This window comes from Variovorax sp. 160MFSha2.1 (genome assembly GCF_048305075.1).
Lineage (GTDB): Bacteria > Pseudomonadota > Gammaproteobacteria > Burkholderiales > Burkholderiaceae_C > Variovorax > Variovorax guangxiensis.
Map to the genome: position 1 here is coordinate 1077482 of NZ_CP157624.1, position 18812 is coordinate 1096293.

20 protein-coding genes and 1 pseudogene are annotated in these 18812 nt (G+C 60.9%); 7 read left to right on the forward strand and 14 right to left on the reverse strand.

Annotated features, from left to right (window positions below; all coding sequences use genetic code 11):
• Position 1: 1 nt before the first annotated feature.
• Positions 2-550 carry an RICIN domain-containing protein gene (locus ABL838_RS04645; RefSeq protein WP_126021455.1) on the forward strand — a complete coding sequence of 183 codons (549 nt, stop codon included), beginning with the start codon at positions 2-4 and terminating at the stop codon, positions 548-550.
• A 23-nt stretch (positions 551-573) separates the two neighbouring features.
• On the opposite strand, the gene dkgB is transcribed toward ABL838_RS04645, so the two are convergent.
• The 5 genes and pseudogenes from dkgB to ABL838_RS04670 form a co-directional block, all read right to left on the reverse strand.
• Positions 574-1389, reverse strand: a complete 816-nt coding sequence (dkgB, locus tag ABL838_RS04650; protein ID WP_418124439.1) for a 2,5-didehydrogluconate reductase DkgB — start codon at positions 1387-1389, stop codon at positions 574-576.
• 46 nt (positions 1390-1435) lie between these two features.
• A pseudogene (locus ABL838_RS04655) lies at positions 1436-2636 on the reverse strand (MFS transporter).
• Between the two features lie 657 nt (positions 2637-3293).
• The gene (locus tag ABL838_RS04660; protein WP_418124441.1) at positions 3294-4637 is read right to left on the reverse strand and encodes a hypothetical protein; all 1344 of its coding nucleotides are present in this window, start codon (positions 4635-4637) and stop codon (positions 3294-3296) included.
• Positions 4638-4641: 4 nt separating this feature from the next.
• Positions 4642-5751 (reverse strand): UvrD-helicase domain-containing protein, encoded by a 1110-nt coding sequence (locus ABL838_RS04665; RefSeq protein ID WP_418124443.1) that lies wholly within the window; start codon positions 5749-5751, stop codon positions 4642-4644.
• Positions 5752-5762: 11 nt separating this feature from the next.
• Positions 5763-7088, reverse strand: coding sequence for a serine/threonine protein kinase (locus ABL838_RS04670; protein ID WP_418124444.1), 1326 nt, complete (start codon positions 7086-7088; stop codon positions 5763-5765).
• Positions 7089-7460: 372 nt separating this feature from the next.
• Here ABL838_RS04670 and ABL838_RS04675 point away from each other — a divergent pair, with 372 nt between their 5' ends.
• Entirely contained in the window at positions 7461-7772 is a 312-nt protein-coding gene (locus ABL838_RS04675) for a hypothetical protein (RefSeq protein WP_418124446.1), read from the forward strand.
• A gap of 144 nt (positions 7773-7916) precedes the next feature.
• Here the strand turns inward: ABL838_RS04675 and ABL838_RS04680 are convergent, their stop codons facing one another.
• Positions 7917-8225: a hypothetical protein gene (locus tag ABL838_RS04680; protein WP_418124447.1), complete on the reverse strand. Its 309-nt coding sequence runs from the start codon at positions 8223-8225 to the stop codon at positions 7917-7919.
• Between the two features lie 306 nt (positions 8226-8531).
• On the opposite strand from ABL838_RS04680, the gene ABL838_RS04685 reads away from it, so the two are divergent.
• Positions 8532-9044, forward strand: coding sequence for a glycoside hydrolase family protein (locus ABL838_RS04685; protein WP_418124448.1), 513 nt, complete (start codon positions 8532-8534; stop codon positions 9042-9044).
• On the forward strand, positions 9041-9499 hold the full coding sequence (locus tag ABL838_RS04690; protein WP_418124449.1) for a lysozyme inhibitor LprI family protein: 459 nt from the start codon (positions 9041-9043) through the stop codon (positions 9497-9499). Before ABL838_RS04685 ends, ABL838_RS04690 begins: the two co-directional genes overlap by 4 nt.
• A gap of 29 nt (positions 9500-9528) precedes the next feature.
• Here ABL838_RS04690 and ABL838_RS04695 read toward each other — a convergent pair whose 3' ends face one another.
• The 6 genes from ABL838_RS04695 to ABL838_RS04720 form a co-directional block, all read right to left on the reverse strand.
• On the reverse strand, positions 9529-10032 hold the full coding sequence (locus ABL838_RS04695) for a hypothetical protein (protein WP_418124451.1): 504 nt from the start codon (positions 10030-10032) through the stop codon (positions 9529-9531).
• Positions 10029-10403, reverse strand: coding sequence for a hypothetical protein (locus ABL838_RS04700; protein ID WP_184634692.1), 375 nt, complete (start codon positions 10401-10403; stop codon positions 10029-10031). The genes ABL838_RS04695 and ABL838_RS04700 overlap by 4 nt, the downstream gene beginning before the upstream one ends.
• 163 nt (positions 10404-10566) lie before the next feature.
• Positions 10567-10944: a hypothetical protein gene (locus ABL838_RS04705; protein WP_418124453.1), complete on the reverse strand. Its 378-nt coding sequence runs from the start codon at positions 10942-10944 to the stop codon at positions 10567-10569.
• A gap of 73 nt (positions 10945-11017) precedes the next feature.
• The gene (locus ABL838_RS04710; RefSeq protein WP_418124455.1) at positions 11018-12022 is read right to left on the reverse strand and encodes a M35 family metallo-endopeptidase; all 1005 of its coding nucleotides are present in this window, start codon (positions 12020-12022) and stop codon (positions 11018-11020) included.
• A gap of 158 nt (positions 12023-12180) precedes the next feature.
• Positions 12181-12768, reverse strand: coding sequence for a hypothetical protein (locus ABL838_RS04715; RefSeq protein WP_418124456.1), 588 nt, complete (start codon positions 12766-12768; stop codon positions 12181-12183).
• Positions 12769-12873: 105 nt separating this feature from the next.
• On the reverse strand, positions 12874-13854 hold the full coding sequence (locus tag ABL838_RS04720) for a LysR substrate-binding domain-containing protein (RefSeq protein ID WP_418124457.1): 981 nt from the start codon (positions 13852-13854) through the stop codon (positions 12874-12876).
• A 150-nt stretch (positions 13855-14004) separates the two neighbouring features.
• Between ABL838_RS04720 and ABL838_RS04725 the strand changes: the two genes are divergently transcribed.
• Positions 14005-15441, forward strand: a complete 1437-nt coding sequence (locus ABL838_RS04725) for an MFS transporter (RefSeq protein WP_418124458.1) — start codon at positions 14005-14007, stop codon at positions 15439-15441.
• A 49-nt stretch (positions 15442-15490) separates the two neighbouring features.
• Here ABL838_RS04725 and ABL838_RS04730 read toward each other — a convergent pair whose 3' ends face one another.
• Positions 15491-15796, reverse strand: a complete 306-nt coding sequence (locus ABL838_RS04730; RefSeq protein WP_418124459.1) for a hypothetical protein — start codon at positions 15794-15796, stop codon at positions 15491-15493.
• 520 nt (positions 15797-16316) lie between these two features.
• Here ABL838_RS04730 and ABL838_RS04735 point away from each other — a divergent pair.
• Positions 16317-16883: a DUF3455 domain-containing protein gene (locus ABL838_RS04735; RefSeq protein ID WP_369659611.1), complete on the forward strand. Its 567-nt coding sequence runs from the start codon at positions 16317-16319 to the stop codon at positions 16881-16883.
• A gap of 25 nt (positions 16884-16908) precedes the next feature.
• Here ABL838_RS04735 and ABL838_RS04740 read toward each other — a convergent pair whose 3' ends face one another.
• Complete coding sequence (locus ABL838_RS04740; protein ID WP_418124461.1) at positions 16909-18096, reverse strand: MFS transporter; 1188 nt, start codon at positions 18094-18096, stop codon at positions 16909-16911.
• A gap of 86 nt (positions 18097-18182) precedes the next feature.
• Here ABL838_RS04740 and ABL838_RS04745 point away from each other — a divergent pair, with 86 nt between their 5' ends.
• Positions 18183-18812, forward strand: a complete 630-nt coding sequence (locus ABL838_RS04745) for a 2-hydroxychromene-2-carboxylate isomerase (protein WP_418119158.1) — start codon at positions 18183-18185, stop codon at positions 18810-18812.

Consider the following 18812-nt stretch of genomic DNA (forward strand, 5'->3'; position numbering starts at 1 on the left):
GATGTCGATCACCTCAAAAGGTGCTGCAGCGCCAGCATCCTCACCCGCGATTCCCATCGAGAAGCTGGACCTCGGTCCGTACAACATCCAGTACCTGCCCGACGGCCACTATGTGCTGGACGTGAGCGGCAACAACCCCGCCAAGGGCGCTGGCGTCATCGGCTACACGCTCAAGGTGCCGCAGGCCGGCAACCAGCAATGGCTGTTCGTTCCCTCGCCCGATGCGCCGGGCTGGTGGTACCTGCAGACGCTGATGGACACCAGGTTCGTCCTGACGCTGCAGCCCGGCTCCACGGTAGTCCCCACGCCCGTCGTGATGACGTCCGTCGACCTGGCCAATGCCGACAGGCAACTCTGGAGCCTGCTGTCCACCGAGGAGCCCGGCTACTGGTACATCCAGAGCAAGCTCGGGGCGAGCAACTCGAACGCGCCGCTGGTCATCGGGCTCACCGACAACAAGGTGGAAGCCAGCGCCGTGGCCGGGCCCATCAGCTTCACCGGGTTCCGGGCGCAGGCCTGGGGGTTCAGGCCCGTAGGCAACGCAGGCTGAAGGGAAGCAAGCGTGAAGGGAGTTCAGTCCCAGGCCGGCGACAGACCGGCCGGGTCTGTCAGCCGCTCATTGCGGTCGAGCGCCGCAATCTGCGCCATCTCCGCGTCCGTCAGCGTCAGCTGCAGCGCCTTCAGGTTGCCCTCGAGGTTCGCGCGCCTGGTGGACGACGGAATCACCGCATAGCCCATCTGCATCGCCCACGCCAGCACCACCTGTGCGGCGGTGGCGTTGCGCGCCTTGGCAATTGCCTCGACGACCGGATCGCCCAGCACCTTGCCGTAGGCCAGCGTCATGTAAGACGTGATGTGGATGCCCGCGCTCTTCGCGAACTCGGCCACCTTCCGATTCTGCAGGTAGGGGTGCAGCTCGATCTGGTTGGTGGCGATGTTCTGCGCGCCCACGGCCGCGATGGCTTCCTTCATCAGTGCGATGTTGAAGTTCGACACGCCGATGTGCCTGGTGAGCCCCTGCGCCTTGGCCTCGGCCAGCGCGCCCATGAACTCGGCCACCGGTACCGCGTTGCCGGGCGAGGGCCAGTGGATCAGCGTCAGGTCGACTTGGGTTATGCGCAGCTTCGCAAGGCTTTCTTTCAGGCTGGGCACCAGCTTGTCCTTGGCGTAGTTGTCGGTCCAGATCTTGGTGGTGATGAAGAGGCTCTCGCGGGCCACGCCGCTTTCAGCGATCGCCTGGCCCACCTCGGCCTCGTTGCCGTAGATCTGCGCCGTGTCGATGACGCGGTAGCCCACGTCGAGGCCGTTCTTCACCGAGTCGATGACCACCTGGCCCTTCAGGCGGAAGGTGCCGAGGCCGAAGGCGGGAATGGGGTTGTTCGTGTTCATGGTTTGTCCTTGTGAGTTCAGAAAGGAAAGAGAGAAAGAAAGAAGTTCAGTGCCCGACCGGCACGGGCCCCGAGGCGCGCACCGGAATGCCTGCGCGGTGGTCGAGCGTTCCGCTCCACTGCGTGAGGGCCAGCGACACCAGCACCACGCGCGCCGATCCAGGGCGTGTGCATCAGCCCCAGGTGCGTCACGATCAGCCCGCCGGCCCAGGCCGCGCCGGCAATGCCGAGGTTGAAGGCCGCGATATTCAGGCCCGAGGCCACGTCCACCGCCTGCGGCGTGAAGCGCTCGGCCTGCTTTACCACGTACACCTGAAGCCCCGGCACGTTGCCGAAGGCGACCGCGCCCCACATCAGCACGGCCAGCAGCGCCAGCCACTTGTGCGGTGCCGCGAAGTTGAAGAGCAGCAGCACCGCGGCCAGCAACGCGAAGATGATCTTCAGCGCCGGAATCGGGCCCTTGCGGTCGGCCAGCTTGCCGCCCCAGATGTTGCCCACCGCCACCGACACGCCGTACACCAGCATCACCCAGCCCACGGCACCGGCGCTGAAGCCCGACACCTCCGTGAGGATCGGCGCGAGAAACGTGAACGGAATGAACGAGCCGCCATAGCCGATGGCCGTCTTCGCGTACACCAGCAGCAGCCGCGGCTCGGCCAGCACCTTGGCCTGCTGCGCCAGCGAGGCCGGCGGCGTGTGGCGGATGTTGCCGGGCACGAAGACCCAGCTGCCGATGAAGGCGATAACGCCCAGGGCAGACACCGCCAGGAAAGTCTCGCGCCAGCCGAAGTGCTGCCCGATGAACGTACCCAGCGGCACGCCCGTGACCAGCGCTACCGTGAGGCCCGTGAACATGATCGCGATGGCACTCGCCGCCTTTTCCTTCGGCACTAGGCCGGTGGCGATCGTCGAGCCGATGGAGAAGAACACCCCGTGCGCCAGCCCCGTGAGCACGCGGGCGGCAATCAGCGATTCATAGCTCGGCGCCTGCCACGCCAGCAGATTGCCGACCGTGAACAGCGCCATCAGCCCGAGCAGCAGCGCCTTGCGCGGCAGCTTGCCCGTGAGCGCGGTGAGCACCGGCGCGCCGATGGCGACGCCCAGTGCATAGAGGCTGACCAGCAGGCCGGCGGAGGGGAGGCCGATGTGGAGGTCGGCAGCGACTGTGGGGATGAGGCCAACGATGACGAACTCGGTCGTTCCGATGGCGAAGGCGCTGAGGGTTAGCGCCAGTAGGGCGATGGGCATGAGGGCACTCCTGAGGGGATGTGGAGGAGTGTCTTGCGGTTACCTTTGCGGATAAATGGGGGTTAAGGCAGAAGATACTTGCCTCTGAAGCAATAGCAGATGTGCCCCTTGAGTCAAAATCACCAACGGCTCTAGAAGTCGATCAATATCACAAAATGATGATGTTGGATGTCGGCATCGGTTCGTCGCCCGACTTAAGCAATCCGATGGGCACTGCTAGATATGTATCGCAGTGAAGCATTAGTTCATTGCCGCTGTTGTGGGCTAAGGCCAGATTTTTTGTTCCGTAGTCCGAGTGGTTAAGGCGACGTGTCAACTCCTCCGGGGATGGAGCGTCCTTAGCAAGATGTAAAAAGTCAGCGTACTTACTCGACCAGCAGTACGAATAAGCGCCAATCGGTATGACTCGCACGCAGTGGTCCGAGGATTTTCCATAGAACTGAGCAATCACTCGATTCGGTGTCAAGAAGAGAGCTTCACTTCGATATGCCACTCCAAAAGATGCTTTGAACCATGCATCCGCAGCTTCATGTAAATGGATTGGTGTATCCCTCGGTTTTCGGTCCTTACGCGTGTGAAGTAGCGATGGCCTATCAAGTGGGATGTCGCTGGACAAACCTCGATAGAAAGGTAGAGTTTCAAACGAATGCATTGGTTTTATCGTGGCCTTCTAGTTGTCCTCGCCGAAGAGCGATTGGATGGCTCTAGATAGCGCTCTTCATCAAGAATTTGATCTGCATGCCGCAGCAGTTCCCGGACTCGAGAAAGACGAAGATTTCGCTCGGCCAGCATGTGCGAAAGAGCATTCCTTTCTCCTCCTTCATCTTCTTCCATTACCGACCTTACATACACTTCAACACCCGGATAGAGCGAGACCAAAACGGCTTTAGCTTGCGTTGGTTTGAGTACTTCGGCACGTAGAGGCAATCGTGCTAGCACTTCGTATTCCTCAATCGATAAATCGCATGTTGGTCTCTGAGCTAGGTCAAAAGGCGAAACAAGGTCGCGAAGGATTTTTTGAGTGATGCCGCCAACAGCAGATGTTGGTGAAAATTCATCTGAAGAGCCCGCAAAAAGACCGTACCAAAGCATGCTGTCTGGCAAGGCAGGAAGCAGCCTTTCAATAAGGGCGGAGTGTGAGAACGAGCCGGGAAGTATCAGGTTACAGAAGAAGGCGAGACTGACCGAGTCTAAAATCTCCCCCCTGCTTTCATCGCGAATCGCTTTAACAATGGCACTGAATGCATCAATGCGTTTGTCGTATGCGTCGTACAACAAGGGTACAGCTTCGCGAAGTCCAGAATAGAGAGACGTGAGATGAGCTGCCACGAACTCGCGTTTAACTTGCCTCTTCAAATATGCAGTTAGCGTTTCGACTATATCTTGTAGTACAGGGTCATCTTGCGTTGAGAGATTTCCCTTAATCATCTCTGTAGACCAATTAATAGCAGAAGCTATCGTTGCAGATGAATCCATGCCTGTTAGTTGTCGAATTTGAAGCCAACGAGTAACAACCTCCGATGTCAAGAGATTCGGGTAGAGGATTGCGGCACGAGCTACGCAATAAGCTAATGTTCTTTTGCACGAGGAATAACTGGGGAGGGCAGTTTGGCTGCCAGCGCCCTTTTGCATTGACAACGCTTCGCCAAGGATTAATCCGATTAGTGCAGAAATCTCTCGCTTGTCGCGCGACTTTTTGCCACGATTTTTCGGTTGTATCGATAACGCTCGATATGACGCTTCACTCACCACATGTGCGTACGCTGAGATGGGCGCGCGCTCAGGGAAATAGGTCGCGATGTCTGCGAAGAAGCTCTCTAAATCGTTGTCGGCAGGAATCACAACAACTGGTAGGCCAAGGGCATCTTTATCTTCATAAATGCAAAGATGGGAGGTCTGCTCTTGCACCTTGGTCGAAGAAAAAAGATCTCCGACTCTTTTGCCTGGTTGTTGATCTTCTTCAAATATCTGACGTAAAGATCGAAGTTTCTGTTCAGTCATAAATTTACCCGAACAGTTGTGAAAGCTCGGGATCCGCAGGAGGGGGCGCAAGCTGCGCGATGGCACTGTCGAGGTAGCCGGGGACGTTGCCGGAGTAGTAAAGATTCGCGGCAGTACGACCGCGCAAGATTCCAGTGTAAACAAGTCGTTTTTGGGTAGGACCCATCTTATATAGCGCTTCGCATCCCCCTATGTGAACGGCTCGGAACTCCCACCCCTTCCCGCCGTGCAGCGTGTCGCTCCAGATGCGATCCTGTTGAAGGCCTGCATAAGCGAGCGCTTGTGCGAATTCAGACTCCTGCTCACGCTTGGGGAACAGGACTCCTATTTTCTCACCCGGATACAAATCTAGCTGGCCTGGGAGCTTCTGGAGTATTGCTTGCACCTGATCGGCAAATGTCGGAAATTCGTGGAGTTCGACCAATGATGGACGGGCTTCTTCGTCATACTTGCACTCCCCTTTCATTGGCGGAAAGTTGATGTTGTCTTTCAATATCGCATCGGCAACCGTACAGAGTTTGAATCCACTGCGGTAGTGATACTTCAATGTGAGTACATTCTCCTGAACCAGTTGCTCCGGCAATCCAGCTGTGTGCGTGATACGGTAAATAGATTGACGCGAGTCCGCTGCAAGGACCAAACGTTTCGTCAATCGCCGGAAGATGAGTAACTCCGTATCTGTGTAGTCCTGGGACTCATCGACAAGGATTGCTTGATAGATATCGGGTACGTTTTGCGATTCAATCAAAGCTTTTACTTTTCCGGCGAGAAGAACACGGTCTTCCTCGAAATCTCCTGTTTTCTCGAATTCCACATGATATTCAACTAGAAGGTCGCGAAAGAACTGCATGCCAGTCACTACGCACTCAGGCTCGATGCCGTACTGAACGCAGCCTTCCTGCATGAATGTTTTAAGGCTTGAGGTGAATACGACTATACGAATGTGGCTGAGCTTCTTAAATTTCAGCCATCTTGCACGAAGTAGCAAGACATTCGTTTTTCCGGAACCTGCAGGACCGCGCAGCAAGAAGCTCGCGTCTTCCTTTTGGCCCTGAATCGCCATGCCCTGCTCAGCATCGAGTTGTTTGTCATTTACCCAAAATGTGTGCGCCATCTTTTTTCCCCTTATTGGCCTTCAATCATTTTCTCGGCAATTTGCACCAAAGCTCTTTGACACAGGTCGGCGGCGGTTTCAACTGTAAAGGCCTCAGACCAAGACGAACGAGAGATTTCCAGCCCATCGATTGAGGCAATTAATGTCAAATCGGTAGTTAGCTGCGTGGCAGGGCTTGCGGCGAAGACAACTTCTATATGTAGAGACTGCTTGAATAGCAAGTCATCGTTCGCTTCGAACTGGTATCTGAGGGTATATGTCCCGTTGCCGCTGGGTTCATGAGTCCCACTAAAACGAGGGAAAACGTCAGTCGTCATAAGAAATTGCCGTACGCGCAAGAAGGTGTCGCTTTGCAGCCTCCATAATTCCTGCGCTCTGTCGGGCCGTGGCTGTCCCACTTTCTCCTCAGCCATCCGTATTTTTTCTTGGTCGGCGAGAACTTGCCTCAAGCGAATGTCCAGGAGTTTGAGCGTCGTTTCACCTCCCGTGGGAGGGGGGCCTGCAAACATCTCCCAGGTCACAATCTTGAGTCGCTCGCGCCAGCTTTTAACTAGACATGCTCTTGCAACTTGAGAGAGCCAGTGCTCGCAATCGGAGGCCTCTATCTCTGGGGCTCTCAGGCGCACAGCGTCGTATAGCTTTGCTCGTGGTGCGTCGAAACCTTGAAAGATTGGCTTCCTCATCAACATGTCATGCAATGTGGCGCCTATCTGATAGTAAGAGATCGCCGTCCAGGCGTTTTCTTCCGCGCGCGCTTCGTTTCGCCAGACAAATTCGGGCGGGCTGTAACGGACAGATGCCACAAATTCATCTCCCGAGAGCTGCTTCTCATCGGCGTTCTCAACATCGCGAGTAGCAACACCGAGATCGAGAAGAGTCAACGTTGAGAAATCCTCGCTGATGACGATGTTTGCTGGCTTGATATCTCGATGTGCGAGGCCTCGGTCGTGCAAGAACTTCGCTGCATCGGCTAATTGCTTCAAGAGCGGAGCAATTGCTTGGCGCGGGAGGACGTCAAGTATCTTGTCTAGCGACTTGCCGGGCACATATTCCATGGCCAAGTACAGGGTTTGAGTCTCTTCATCAATCCCACCTTCGTAAATCTCAACAAGGTGCGGATGATGTTTCTCACCAACGAGGCCAAGTTGCAATTCCAAGCGTTCACGTTCCTCGCCAAGGCCATTTTTCTGAACAGCTTCAGGGAAAAAGAGCTTGAGAGCCACCTCCCGTCCTTCTTGCGAGGCCACATAGACGATGCCGTCGGCACCTCGTCCGATTTCTGTTCGAACAGTCCAACCTCGAAATATTTGCCCAGCAAGTTTTCTTACGTCGATCACGTTCCAACCTCCGTTTTTTTCTGATCGTAGCTCGCAATCGCGAGAACTCGCCCCTTGGCTTACACCCATTCGGCAGCTGTTGGACTGTTCATCGACGTCATGATCTAGTCCCTAGATATACTGGCCCATCGCGCAAAAAAAGCGCGATCGGGTTTGGAAGCCCGTCGAAGTTCTGCGACGAAAGCCGCAGCTACCGCACTTGGTCTGCGGCTTTTCTGTTTGCGCCTCCAGTTTTGGCGGCTCGAACGGGAAGGCGCGAGCCTTGCCGGTTCTCGTCAGAGCTTCCCGGTCTTCCAACCCGTTCGAGCTGCCGCCATCGTTTGGAAGCGGTTGCGGCGGTTGTTGCAAAACCGAAGTTCTGGGAGGCCATACATGGCTGAATCTGCATCCGCGTCAGCGCAGTCAAGCGCTCTATCTACACCCCTCAACCTCGACGACCTCGCCCTACAAGCCTGCGACGACGCCGAGAACCTCAACGACGTGATGCGCGCCTATGCCGCGCTCAGGAAGCTCGTCGACACCAGCGCCCTGAACGACAGCGAGGAACTCACCCCCAGTCGCACCGAGCTGAGCGCCTTGCTCGGTGTGCTCAACGACGCGCTGACGGCGCGCATCGAAGCCATCAACCTCGCGGCCGGTGCGGTGCGCGAAGCGCTGCAAGGGCGCAAGCCGGGCCTCGCTTGAGGTAGCCGGCGGCGAAGAGTCCGCTGTTCATTCGGGCAGCCGGTCTGGCCGGCTGATCGTCCCCGCGCGGGCTGCGCGGTGAGGCTTGGATGTGCAAGGGCTCTTCGAAGTCGTTCCTCGGTGCTGCGCCGGCATCTGAGGCCGCTAAGCGCCGTGGATCATCAGCATGCCCCAGAAGGTTACCCACAGCGCGCCGGCTCCAAGCAGATACATGCCCAGCAGAAAAGCGGTCAGATAGCCGATACGTTGCCAGATTCGGGGGGTGCTCGGAACGAAGCGCCAATAGATCCAGGCCGCCCATACAAAAAGGATCGCGGCGGTGACCGGGACGATGTTCTCGAAGAGTGGCTGGAACTTGCGCTCGTCCAGCGCCCCCACAGCCACGAACATGGCCGGCATCGCAAGGAACCACGCCAGCACGTTGAAAAGAAGACGTGCCCAGACATTGATCATCGAATTGTTTCTCCCTTGAAGAAATGCTCCCGCACTGGTGGGTCCCGGCTCGGAGCTTGGTATCGGGGTGTCGAGTTTCGGGCACTCAGCCATGACGCTCTTCATGGACAGATGCGTCGGCGTTTTTAAGCGATTGCGCACGCAGACGACGAATTTGCGCAGGTTGTATCTGTGAGCTCATCTCGACGCGTCGCTATGATTTTGCGAGGGCCAGATCTGGCCCTTCGTCGAGTAGGTCAAGACAAAAAATAGTGGCGCCCTCGGCGACTCAAGCATGAGCCACTGAATGAGATTAAGGGAGTAGAAATGGCCAATGAGAATATGTCTATGAGCGCGAGTGGGCGCGCCGAGCTTCGCCGTCGCGAGGACGTTCGCCTTCAGTACTACAACGATCTGGCGAACAACTGCACCTTTGGAGTCGGTGCTCTCGCGCATCACGGCCCTTGCACCGCGGAAGAACTGGTGCGGCCGGTGACAGCCGCGCAGGTCGATGCCCAATTGGCGGCCAGGCTGCACACTGCCGAGGCCGGAGTGCGCCGGCATGTAAACAGGCAAACACTTACGCAAGCCCAGTTCGACGCGCTGGTGAGCTACACCTTCAACCTCGGCGTGAGGGGCGCAAGGTCTGTACTTGACGCAGCCAACCGAGGAGCCGATGCCGATGTCGTGACTCACATGAACAACAACGTTTTTGTGCGTCCGCGTGATGCTCAGGGCCGTAGGTTGCGGGCCATCCGATCGCAGGGCTTGGCAAACCGTCGGCTTGAAGAGACTGCGCCGTTTCGGCCCACACAACCTAACACGAGGCCTGCACGATGAAGCGCGTAGTTACGCTATTGCTGGGAGTGTTCGCGATGGCAGGCGCGGCTGCGTCTTCTTCCTCTCACGCGAAGTACCAACCCAGCCCCGAAGAAGTGCTGGCTGCATTGGCGCATCGCTCCGGGTTGACCGAAGATGCGCTGCGCGGCCCCCTCTCCAACTGCGATGCCAGTCAGTCCGCGATGAACATCTGTGCGTACCGCGATGCTGTAGCAGCGGACCTGGTTCTTCAGCACGCTGTCGCCAACAAGTCAGAGCAGTTGCCAGCCTGCAAGGACCGGCTCGAAGCCAGGATCGCCCGTTGGGCAGCCGAGCGTGATCGAGGCTGCAAACGCAGCGCTGCCAAGGCTTACGGTGGCGGATCGCTCGAGCCGATGGCCATGTCCATGTGCGTTCAGCACGAGAACGAGCGGATGGCGATGAAGATCGAGCGCCAGCGCAGCTGCGATCGCTAGTACTTCCGAGGTCCTCCACGTACATGGGCTTACTGCTGCTTGGACGACGCCGCTGGGCCTTCAATCGACTTGCAGCATGAGCGTGTCTTGGCGCAAGCTGGTTGAACCGTGGCTTGCAGCCTGTCCAGGCGCTCCAGGCGCCTTGTCGACGGGTTTTCGAGTTCATCGACATGGGTTTCCACTTCGAAAGAAGTCCCGTCGCTGAGCGTCTTCAGAAGGCCGGCGATTTCGGCAAGCCGGAGATGAGCCTTTCTCGACGAATCGGCATCGCCCTTGATCGCGAACGCAAAGATGTCGGCGCGGTATATGCCGTGCGTCGCCCTGCGTATGTCCTTCTGCTCGATGAACCAGTTTGTCAGAGAGATGACCTGTTCCGACCTGAGGCGCGTGCTGGTCGGCGGGAACTGCACTTCGCGTTCGAGCCCACCAAAAGAACATGCAATGGCCCCTTTGAAGGCAATAGTGCAGATGAGGGCGACGCCCGCACACATCCATCTTCCGCGAGGCAGCGTGGATTCGAATTGCTCTTTCATCTTTGCGGGGCCGGCGGTTTGTAGAGAGGGTCACCCTTTTGGCACGGGCATTCGTGTGGGCAGGCCGGAAGGAAATCGATATCGACGCGCTTCACCAGGTCGCTTCCTTCTGGAGCCGGCATGGCGGCGACATACCCTTTGGTGGGCAAGTGGACTTCGCGCACGTCGAATTGCAAGTCTTCCCTGAGGACTCTTGCGACGTTCCTGGCGCGTTTCACCCCCAGATCGCTCGCATCGTGCTCGCCGAATGCCGCTTGCGTTGAAAGAAAAAGCGACTCGCGATTTGGATACTGCAATCGGAGCATCGCCGTCCAGTTGGCGAGCTTGAGAACCTCCTTGGCCGGAACGGTCGCCGAGTTCCGCTCGAACACGACGCCGATGCTTCTGCTCGGGCTGCAAGCCCATGCGGCTGGCGCAAGCAGAAGAGCAAGAGATGCAAGAAGGTATCTCGGAAAAGTTGGCCAGCAGCCTTTCATTTCGAAGCCTCGGCTCGACGCCGTGCTCGATGTGTCGGCAGGTCGGCCTGCACTCGCATCAACGCTCCAAACCATCGGGTTGGCCGGGATTGCAGCCCGGTAGTTTCGAGGTCTTCAGGTTCGGATATAGCTGTATGGCCGCAAAGTCGTTGACTACAAGGTCTGCATCTTTTCTCTCTCGATAGCTATGTGCAAACTGCTCGACGCCGATGGGCACGGGAAAGAGACCTTTCAGCGCGTGCGTCGTGTTGTCGGCTCGCATTCTTGCGAGGCGCATCGCGTCCTCCGAGGTTCTGCCTGGCAACTTGACCGTCGCACCTGCTTCTACGCCGGCGCTCTCGTAAATTGCATACATCGCGTCGGCACGATCGACCCACTCCGCCAACCGCTTGAGTTGGGTGCGATCGAGCTCAGCAGAGCCATCGGCAAAGGCCAAAGTAATCTGAATGATTCGCTGGCATGCAGCGACGTGGCTGCTGGCCGCGAGCAGAGTCAGTGTCAGCAGCCACCTAGCTCGCATAGAAAACCTCACCCCACACAACATAGCCGGCAATGCTGTCCGCGTTTGTCTTCATTCCTGCTGGGTCCGTTCTTGCTGCCGCACGTGATTGACTCAGGTGATAAAGCTTGTCGAAGCTGCTGAAAGTGTCGTCGAAGTGGGTTACTTCATGGATGAGCGTCGAGAGCTGCGAATCATGGGTCGCGGAAAGGTCCCGCAGATCGCAAAACGGGACATTGATTGCGATCGTCCGCGTTGCGAGGTCCGGCTTGCAGACCATCGCGACCGTCTCATTGTCGTAGGGGGGAACGATACAGCGGAGCCCTTTCCCTTCAGGTGTAAGGCGAATGAAGTTCTTGCAGTTCATCCCCCTCAGGACGGATTCGCACGAGGCCAAGCCTTTCTGCAGGTATTCGCGCATCGATTGGTCCGCAATACCAAACCACTCTTCCACCCTCGACATATCGTTCGCATTCCAGCGCGCCAACTCGGGAAGACGCTTCTCCGCAATGAGAAGAATGGCCTTGTCTCGCAATTCCAGCATCTTTTCGCAGAACTGCTTGTTGGTCATGTTCGGGCAGATGTTCTCAGTCTGTTCGGCTTCGCGCGGATGCTTCACGGCAGAGTCGACCACCTTTTTGCTAGCAGCGACGGTCTCGCGGTCCCCGGAAAACCATCCGGAAGAAGTAGCCAGGTTGGCGCTGAAAACTCTGTGCGCCATGCTCGAGCCGTCGTCGTAATCCACTGAATGTTGCAGCGAAGCCAGGAGTGGCTGCGGCACCGGGCAGTGGCACACCACCACATCCCCCTCCAGCGCTATATCCGATATGAACTGCGGCCGTCGCGGCCCTCCCGCCTTCGCGATGATGCCGACGCTATTGCATCCTTCGCAGTACGCCCTGCCACCAATCAGCGCGGGCCGATGCCCGAAGAAATCGACCATCGGGCCGTCGTAGGGCAGCACCCTCCCGCCTGCGGCCGGCGGATCGCCGACCAATACAACTTTGCGCATCATCCTGAAACCTCCCTTGTCGAGTCGGGGAGTTGTAGAGCGATGCGCGTGTTGACACTGTGGACCAACGTCAACCGGCTACAAGTTCTTCACGCTGGCTGGAGTTTTCGGTTCTTTTGAAGAGAAACGCGGCACGCGTTGCGGGCGATCCGGGCCTTGTCTCAGCGCGCGGGTGTCTGGGTTTCCACTGGAGAGGTGTCGATCGCCTCCACGGGCAGCGGCCCGGTGAAGATCCGCTGGAGGCGCTGGCCCGTCCACAGGTAGTAGAACTTGCCCTGCAGGGGCTTCTCGTTGAAGCTGCCGGAGATGATCAGCAGCCGGCTGTCGAGCCGGAAATCCACTCGTTCGTCGTCGTTACCCATGGCGCCCGCGATCGCATCGACGCCGGGAAGGGTGTAGGCCTGGCCCGTGTTCTGGTCGAGCACCGCGAAGTTGCGGCAATCGGTGCCGCATCCCCAGCTCGCCACCCGCAGATGGCCGGCGAAGTTGGGCGGCTCCTTGTAGGCGTTGTGGATCACGGTGGTGTAGCGCCGGGCCGTTCGGGTTGTCAGCCGCAGCGGCGGGTGCGGGCCTGCGCGGGGCTGATCTCGCGCGGTGATCGGGTAGTCGGTGAATTTCGGCGGGGCCTTGGGCGTGGCAGCCGTGGCGGCCGGGCACAGCAAGGCCAATGAGAGCGCGGAGGCAACCGCCAGTGCTTGTGGAAGCGCGAGCCGGCTGGCGCGCCGGGTTTCTCGAATCGTCGGGGTCATGGGAGCCTTTGCGAAATGCCGGCACGCAAGGAATGCGGCCCGAAAGAACCGCGTGCGGAGGCATTCGATTCTCCGCTTTGGGCGGCTGTCCGGAGCAAGCCACGTTCATGCGGTGGCCGACTTGCCTGGCTGCCCGATATCGCGATCTTTCATCTCCCCCAGCATCCATTCCCGAAACGCCACGACCCGCGCGTCCTCGCTGCTCTCCTGCGGATATACCAGGTAGTACGCATAAGGCTGCTCCATGCGCACGCCGATGTCGAACAGCCGCACCAGCCGCCCCTGCGCCAGGTCGCCCGCGATCAGGTCCAGGTCTGCCAGCCCCACGGCGGCGCCTTCGAGCACGGCCTGCACCACGAAGCTCGAATCGGTGAAGCCCATCAGCCGGCTGTCGTCGATGTCACTGTCCACGCCGGCCGCGGCCATCCACATGCGCCAGTCGGGCCAGGTCATGGCGTCGGTCTTCCAGTCGACATAACAGAGCGTGTGGTTGTGGCGCAGAAGGTCGTGCGGCTCGTTCAGCGGTGGCCCGTTCTCCAGGAGCCTGGGGCTGCACACGGCCACGATGAGGGTGTCGAACAGCCGGTCGGCGCGCGCGCCTTCATAGCTGCCGGTGCCGAATCGGATGGCGACGTCGATGTCGTCGGCTTCGAAGTCGCGCAGCTCGTCGGTGATGTCGAAGCTCAACTCCAGCCCCGGGTTCGCGGCCCTGAACTTCGGCAGCCTCGGCAGCAGCCAGTTGGTGGCGAAGCGCGCGCTCAGCGACACGCGCAGTTGCGCCGCGCTGCGCGTGAGCTTGCGCGCGCGGCCCGCGGCGCGGTGCAGGTTGTCGAGCGCGTCGGCAGTCGCCTCGAACATCACGGCGCCAGCGGGCGTGAGCTGGATGCTGCGGCTGGTTCGCGTGAAGAGCACCACGCCGATCTGATCTTCGATCTCCTTGATCTGGTAGCTCACGGCCGCGGGCGTGAGGCCCAGTTCGTCGGCCGCGCGCGTGAAGTTGCGGTGCCGCGCGGCCGCCTCGAAGGTGCGCAGGGCGCGCGTGCCGGGGAGCATGCGGTTCGTGCTGGTGGCGCTGTTGCTGGTCATGGTGATGGTGGTTTCGTGCCGATCGGCCGGTCGATCGATCGATCTTCAAGCCCTGTTTGATGCTTCGTTGAGAACTACTCGTTTCCCAAGCCGCGAGCGGCACGGGAGGATCAGGCGAATCAACTGAACGAAGAAGCGAGTGAACGAACGATGTCTGCCAGCCTGAACAACCCAAGTGGCGCGAGCACTGCTGAAGGCGCTGCTGCCACTGCCGACAACCACGACCCCTTGCATTGGCCCGCGCGCATGTGGATCGCGCTGCTTATCTTCAGCGGCGTGATTCTGCTCGACGGGCTCGATATCTCGATGATCGCGGTGGCAATCCCCGAGATCCAGCAGGCCTTCGGCATCGGCGCTGCCACGGCGCAGTGGCTGGTCAGCGCGTACATCCTGGCCTTCGGCGGCTTTCTGCTGCTGGGCGGGCGCTGCGCCGACCTGTTCGGCCGCCGGCGCGTGCTGGTGGCTGGGCTGGCGGTGTTCGCGCTGGTGTCGGTGGGCGGCGCCTTCGCCACCGACGCGGGGCTGCTGATCGTCTCGCGCTTTGTCAAAGGCATGGCCGCGGGTTTCACCGGGCCGGCCGCGATGTCGCTCTTGACCACCACCTTTGCCGAAGGGCCGGCGCGCAACAAGGCCTTCGGCATCTTCAACCTGTTCGAGGCCTCGGGCTACTCGTCGGGCCTGCTCATCGGCGGGCTGCTGGCGGCGCTGAACTGGCGCTACATCTTCGTGCTGCCGATTCCGGTCGCGCTGCTGCTGTTGCTGGCCGCGCTGCGCTACCTGCCGCCCGATGCGCCTCGCGTGAAAGGGGAGCAGCGGCCGCGCCTGGACATCGGCGGTGCCGTCACGCTGGTGGCGGGCATGCTGCTGATGGTGTTCACCGTGGTGTCTGTGGAAGAGGCGGGCTGGTCGTCGCCGCGCACGATCATCGGCTTCACGGTGGCAGCGGCGCTGCTGGTGGCTTTCGTGGTCATCGAGCGCACGGTGGAAGAGCCGCTGGTGCGGCTGGGCATCTTCCGCAACCGCGGACTGGTGGCCGCCAACATCAGCGCCGCGCTGCTGTACGGCGGGGCGATGGGTTTCCAATTCTTGATCGCGCTGTACCTGCAGAACATCCAGGGCTGGAAGCCGTGGCAGATGGCGCTCGTGCTGCTGCCGGCGGGCCTGATGGTGGTGCTCGTCGGCCCGAAGATCGGCGCGCTGATCAGCCGCTTCGGCGTCAGGCGCGTGCTGCTGGTGGGGCTCTCGGCTTTCGTGCCGTGTTACTTGCTGATGCTGCGCATCGGCCCCGAGCCCGACCTGTGGGGCGTGCTGCTGCCCGCATCGGTGCTGTGGGGCGTGGGTTTCGCGCTGAGCATCTCGGCGCTGATGGTGGCGGGGACGAACGGCGTGGCCGATGAGGAGCAGGGACTGGCCGCGGGGCTGCTGAACAGTTCGCTGCAGGTGGGTGGGGCTTGCGGGTTGGCGGTGCTGACTGCGGCGATTGCGCCTGGGACGGAGTTGGGAATGCTCTATTCGGGTGTGTGGGTGATTCTTGGATTTGCTGTGTTGACGTTGGTGGCGCAGGGGGTGAGGGCAGGTCGGCGGTAGCGGGTTGCTCGGCGCCGCAGCGCAGGCTCTGCGGCGCCTCTTATCGGCGTCACAGCCCGTAGACGGCGACGATGGTCAGGAAAGTCAGCCAAAGGCCTGCGGCACCCAGCAGAGTCATCATGGCGAAGAAAGCCACGAGGTATCCGATGCGGTGGGATAGGCCGGACGCAGATGGAACGAACTTCACATAGATGAAGACGGCCCACAGCAGCAGCGCAGAAACTCCCATCGCCACGACCGACTCCGACATCGCCAGGATTCGCTGCTCGTCCAGGTAGCGCATGCCGAGGCTGAGCAGGGGCATCGCCACGGTCCACGCCAGCATGTTCAGTGGTAGCCACCAGCGTGCGCTCATCGGATCGCCTCGCCCTTGTAATAGTGGCCAGGCATGGGGTTCTCTTAACCTGGGGTCTGATATCCAGGCGCCGACACCATGGGCACGTGACCCATCACGCTCCGCAGCAGGCCTGCAACATAGGAGCTGCTGTTGTATTCGCCGGGACGCATGACGGAACCTCGAACGTTCTTCGGAATGGAGTATGGAGACACGTAGCTCCCTGTGATTGACCTGCGCTCCAACGACGCTGCTGCATGAACAGATGTTTCGACGCAACTTCGTTCTCGGCGGTCCGGCCACCGAATAGTCGCGATCGACCCAAGAGGTGTACCCGCCAGCGATCGAAACCACTGTTGTCCATCGTCAATCGACCGTTCGTATTTCACGGCCCGGCTCGTATTCGATCCGGGCGGCTTACCCCCATGAAGAAAAGGTGAAATCCGGTGCGCTGCATCCGATCCGCCGCGCGGTACGTACAGCCTCCAGCAGCGAGGAGCTGCTGCTGTCCGCCCATCTACCGACAACCAGGAGAACCTTCATGCACACCACCCGTCTCGTCGCCGCGCTCGGCGTCGCCCCGGCCATTGCCTTGCTCGCCGCATGCGGCTCGATGCCCTCGGGCTCGATGGCCCCCGCCTTCAACCAGTCCACGCTCCCGCCGACCATCCAGGTCCCCGCCGGCAACAAGGTCGCCATGGAAACCGTGGGCAAAGGCGACATCACCTACGAATGCCGCGACAAGGCGAATGCACCTGGGCAGACCGAGTGGGTGTTCGTCGGTCCCGACGCCAAGCTGTGGGATCGCGGCGGCAAGCAGGTCGGCAAGTACTACGGCCCGCCGGCCACGTGGGAGTCGAACGATGGCTCCAAGCTCACGGCCACGCAGCTGGCGGTGGCGCCCTCGGGGCCGACGAGCCTGCCGTTCCAGCTGGTCAAGGCCAATCCGGCGGTCGGCAGCGGTGCGATGACGGGCGTGACCTACATCCAGCGCGTGGCGCTGCAAGGAGGCGTGGCACCGGCGGCGGTGCCTTGCACGCCGGCCACTAAGGGACAGAAGCAGGTCGTGAAGTACCAGGCGGATTACATCTTCTGGAAGGCGTCCTGACGGACGAGGGGAGCGAGGCCTGTCGTCAGGGTTTCGCGGCCCTGGCCAGCCTGCCTGCCGCCACGGCGGCGGCGAGGCCGATGCCTCCCACCACCATGCACAGCGCAAGGATCACCCCACGCGCATGCACCGAATCCGCAAGAGCCCCTACCACCAGCCCCGCCAGCGGCTGCGTCAGGTTGTTCAGCAGCACGATCACCCCGGTGGTCTTGCCGTAGTCCTGCGCCGGAATGATCCGCTGCCTGTGGATGCGGATGTAGATGCTGAACATCTTGTCGAACCCGACCACGAGCAGGAAGCCGGCCGCATAGCCCCAATGGCTGGTGCTCGCGGCGGTGAGCAGGCCGCCGCCGAAGACCAGCGCGTACGCGGTGACGCCCATGCGCTTGAGCGGGATCGATCCGCGGATGATCGCCAGCAGGATCGCGATGCTGGCCACGGCCCCCAGGGTCTGCAGCGTCGCGTAGTAGGTGGCCGAGCGCTGGTGCAGCCCGGTGACCATCGCGGCGGACGAGGCGAGGGTGGTGCCGAGCATCAGGTTCACGCCCGAGGTGAGCATGGTCAGCCGCAACAAACCCGGCAGTCGCAGCACATGGCCGAGCGCGGTCGCGATGGGCTGCAGGATGTGGCCCGGCTCGCCCTGCGGTTCGTGCAGCTGCATGGGGTTGCCGCGGCGCCAGTACGAAGTCGCGACGTCGGCCAGCAGGAAGAAACCGGCCGCCGCGCCGACCACCGCCTGCCATGGCCACAGCGCGAACAGCGCCGCGGCCACCAGCGGGCCGAGCACGGTGCCGGTCTGCTCGGCGGTCTGGGCATACGCCAGCACCTTGTCGAAGCGGTTGCCGTTGGCGATCTGCGGCAGGATCACTTCGCGCGCCATCACGCCCTGGGTGGTGAGCACGCCGCACACCGCCGAGAGGCCCACCAGCCAGCCGATGCCGCCCATGGCCTCGTTGGCCAGCACGCCGAGCACGCAGACCAGCGCGCGAAGAATCTGGCTGCCGCGCAGCAGCTTGAGCGGCGACACCCTATCGCACAGCGCGCCGCAGATCGGAAACGACAGGAACCGCGGCAGCGTCTCCGCCGCGAAGGCATAGCCCGACCACGCCACGTCCTGCGTCACCTGGAACACGACCAGCGGCACGAGGAACAGCAGGATCTGGTCGGCGAGCCTGGAGAGGAACAGCGAGAAGAGAAAGGCCGGGAACTTCATCGCTTCGCCGGTGCCTGTGCCGACCCCAAGGGGAGAAGGGGGAGAGTTGCAGCATCGACGGGCATGCGCTGAAGATAATCGAAGCCATGATCGCGCTCGACTGCTACTACAGCCTCTCCTCCCCTTGGGCCTACCTCGGCGGCCCGCAACTCCAGGACATCGTGCGCCGCCACCACGTGCGGCTCGCGCTCAAGCCCTACGACTTCCAGGCCGTGGTGCCGCAGACCGGCGGCATCCCGCTGAAGACCCGGCCCGAGCCGCGCCGCACGTACCACGCGCTCGAACTCGCGCGCTGGAGCGACTACCTCGGCATGCCGATGAACCTGGAGCCCGCGCACTACCCGAAGGGCGCGCCCACCGACCCGAACTGGAACAAGTACCCCGGCTGGATGGTGATCGCCGCCCAGCTGCAGGGCCTCGACGCGCAGCCGCTGTCGCACGCGCTGCTGCGCGCCCTTTGGGCCGAGGAGCGCGACACCTCCAAGGCCGAGGTGCGCATCTGCGTGGCCGAGGAGAACGGCTACGACGGCGCCTCGCTGCAGGCGATGGAGCAGTCGGCCGAAGTGCTGGCGGTTTACCGCGCCAACAGCGCCGAGGCGGTGGAGGCCGGCGTGTTCGGCGCGCCGACCTTCATCCTGAACGGCGAGCGCTTCTGGGGACAGGACCGGCTCGCGTTCCTCGACCGGGCACTGGACAAGCTGCGCGCTGCGGGCTGA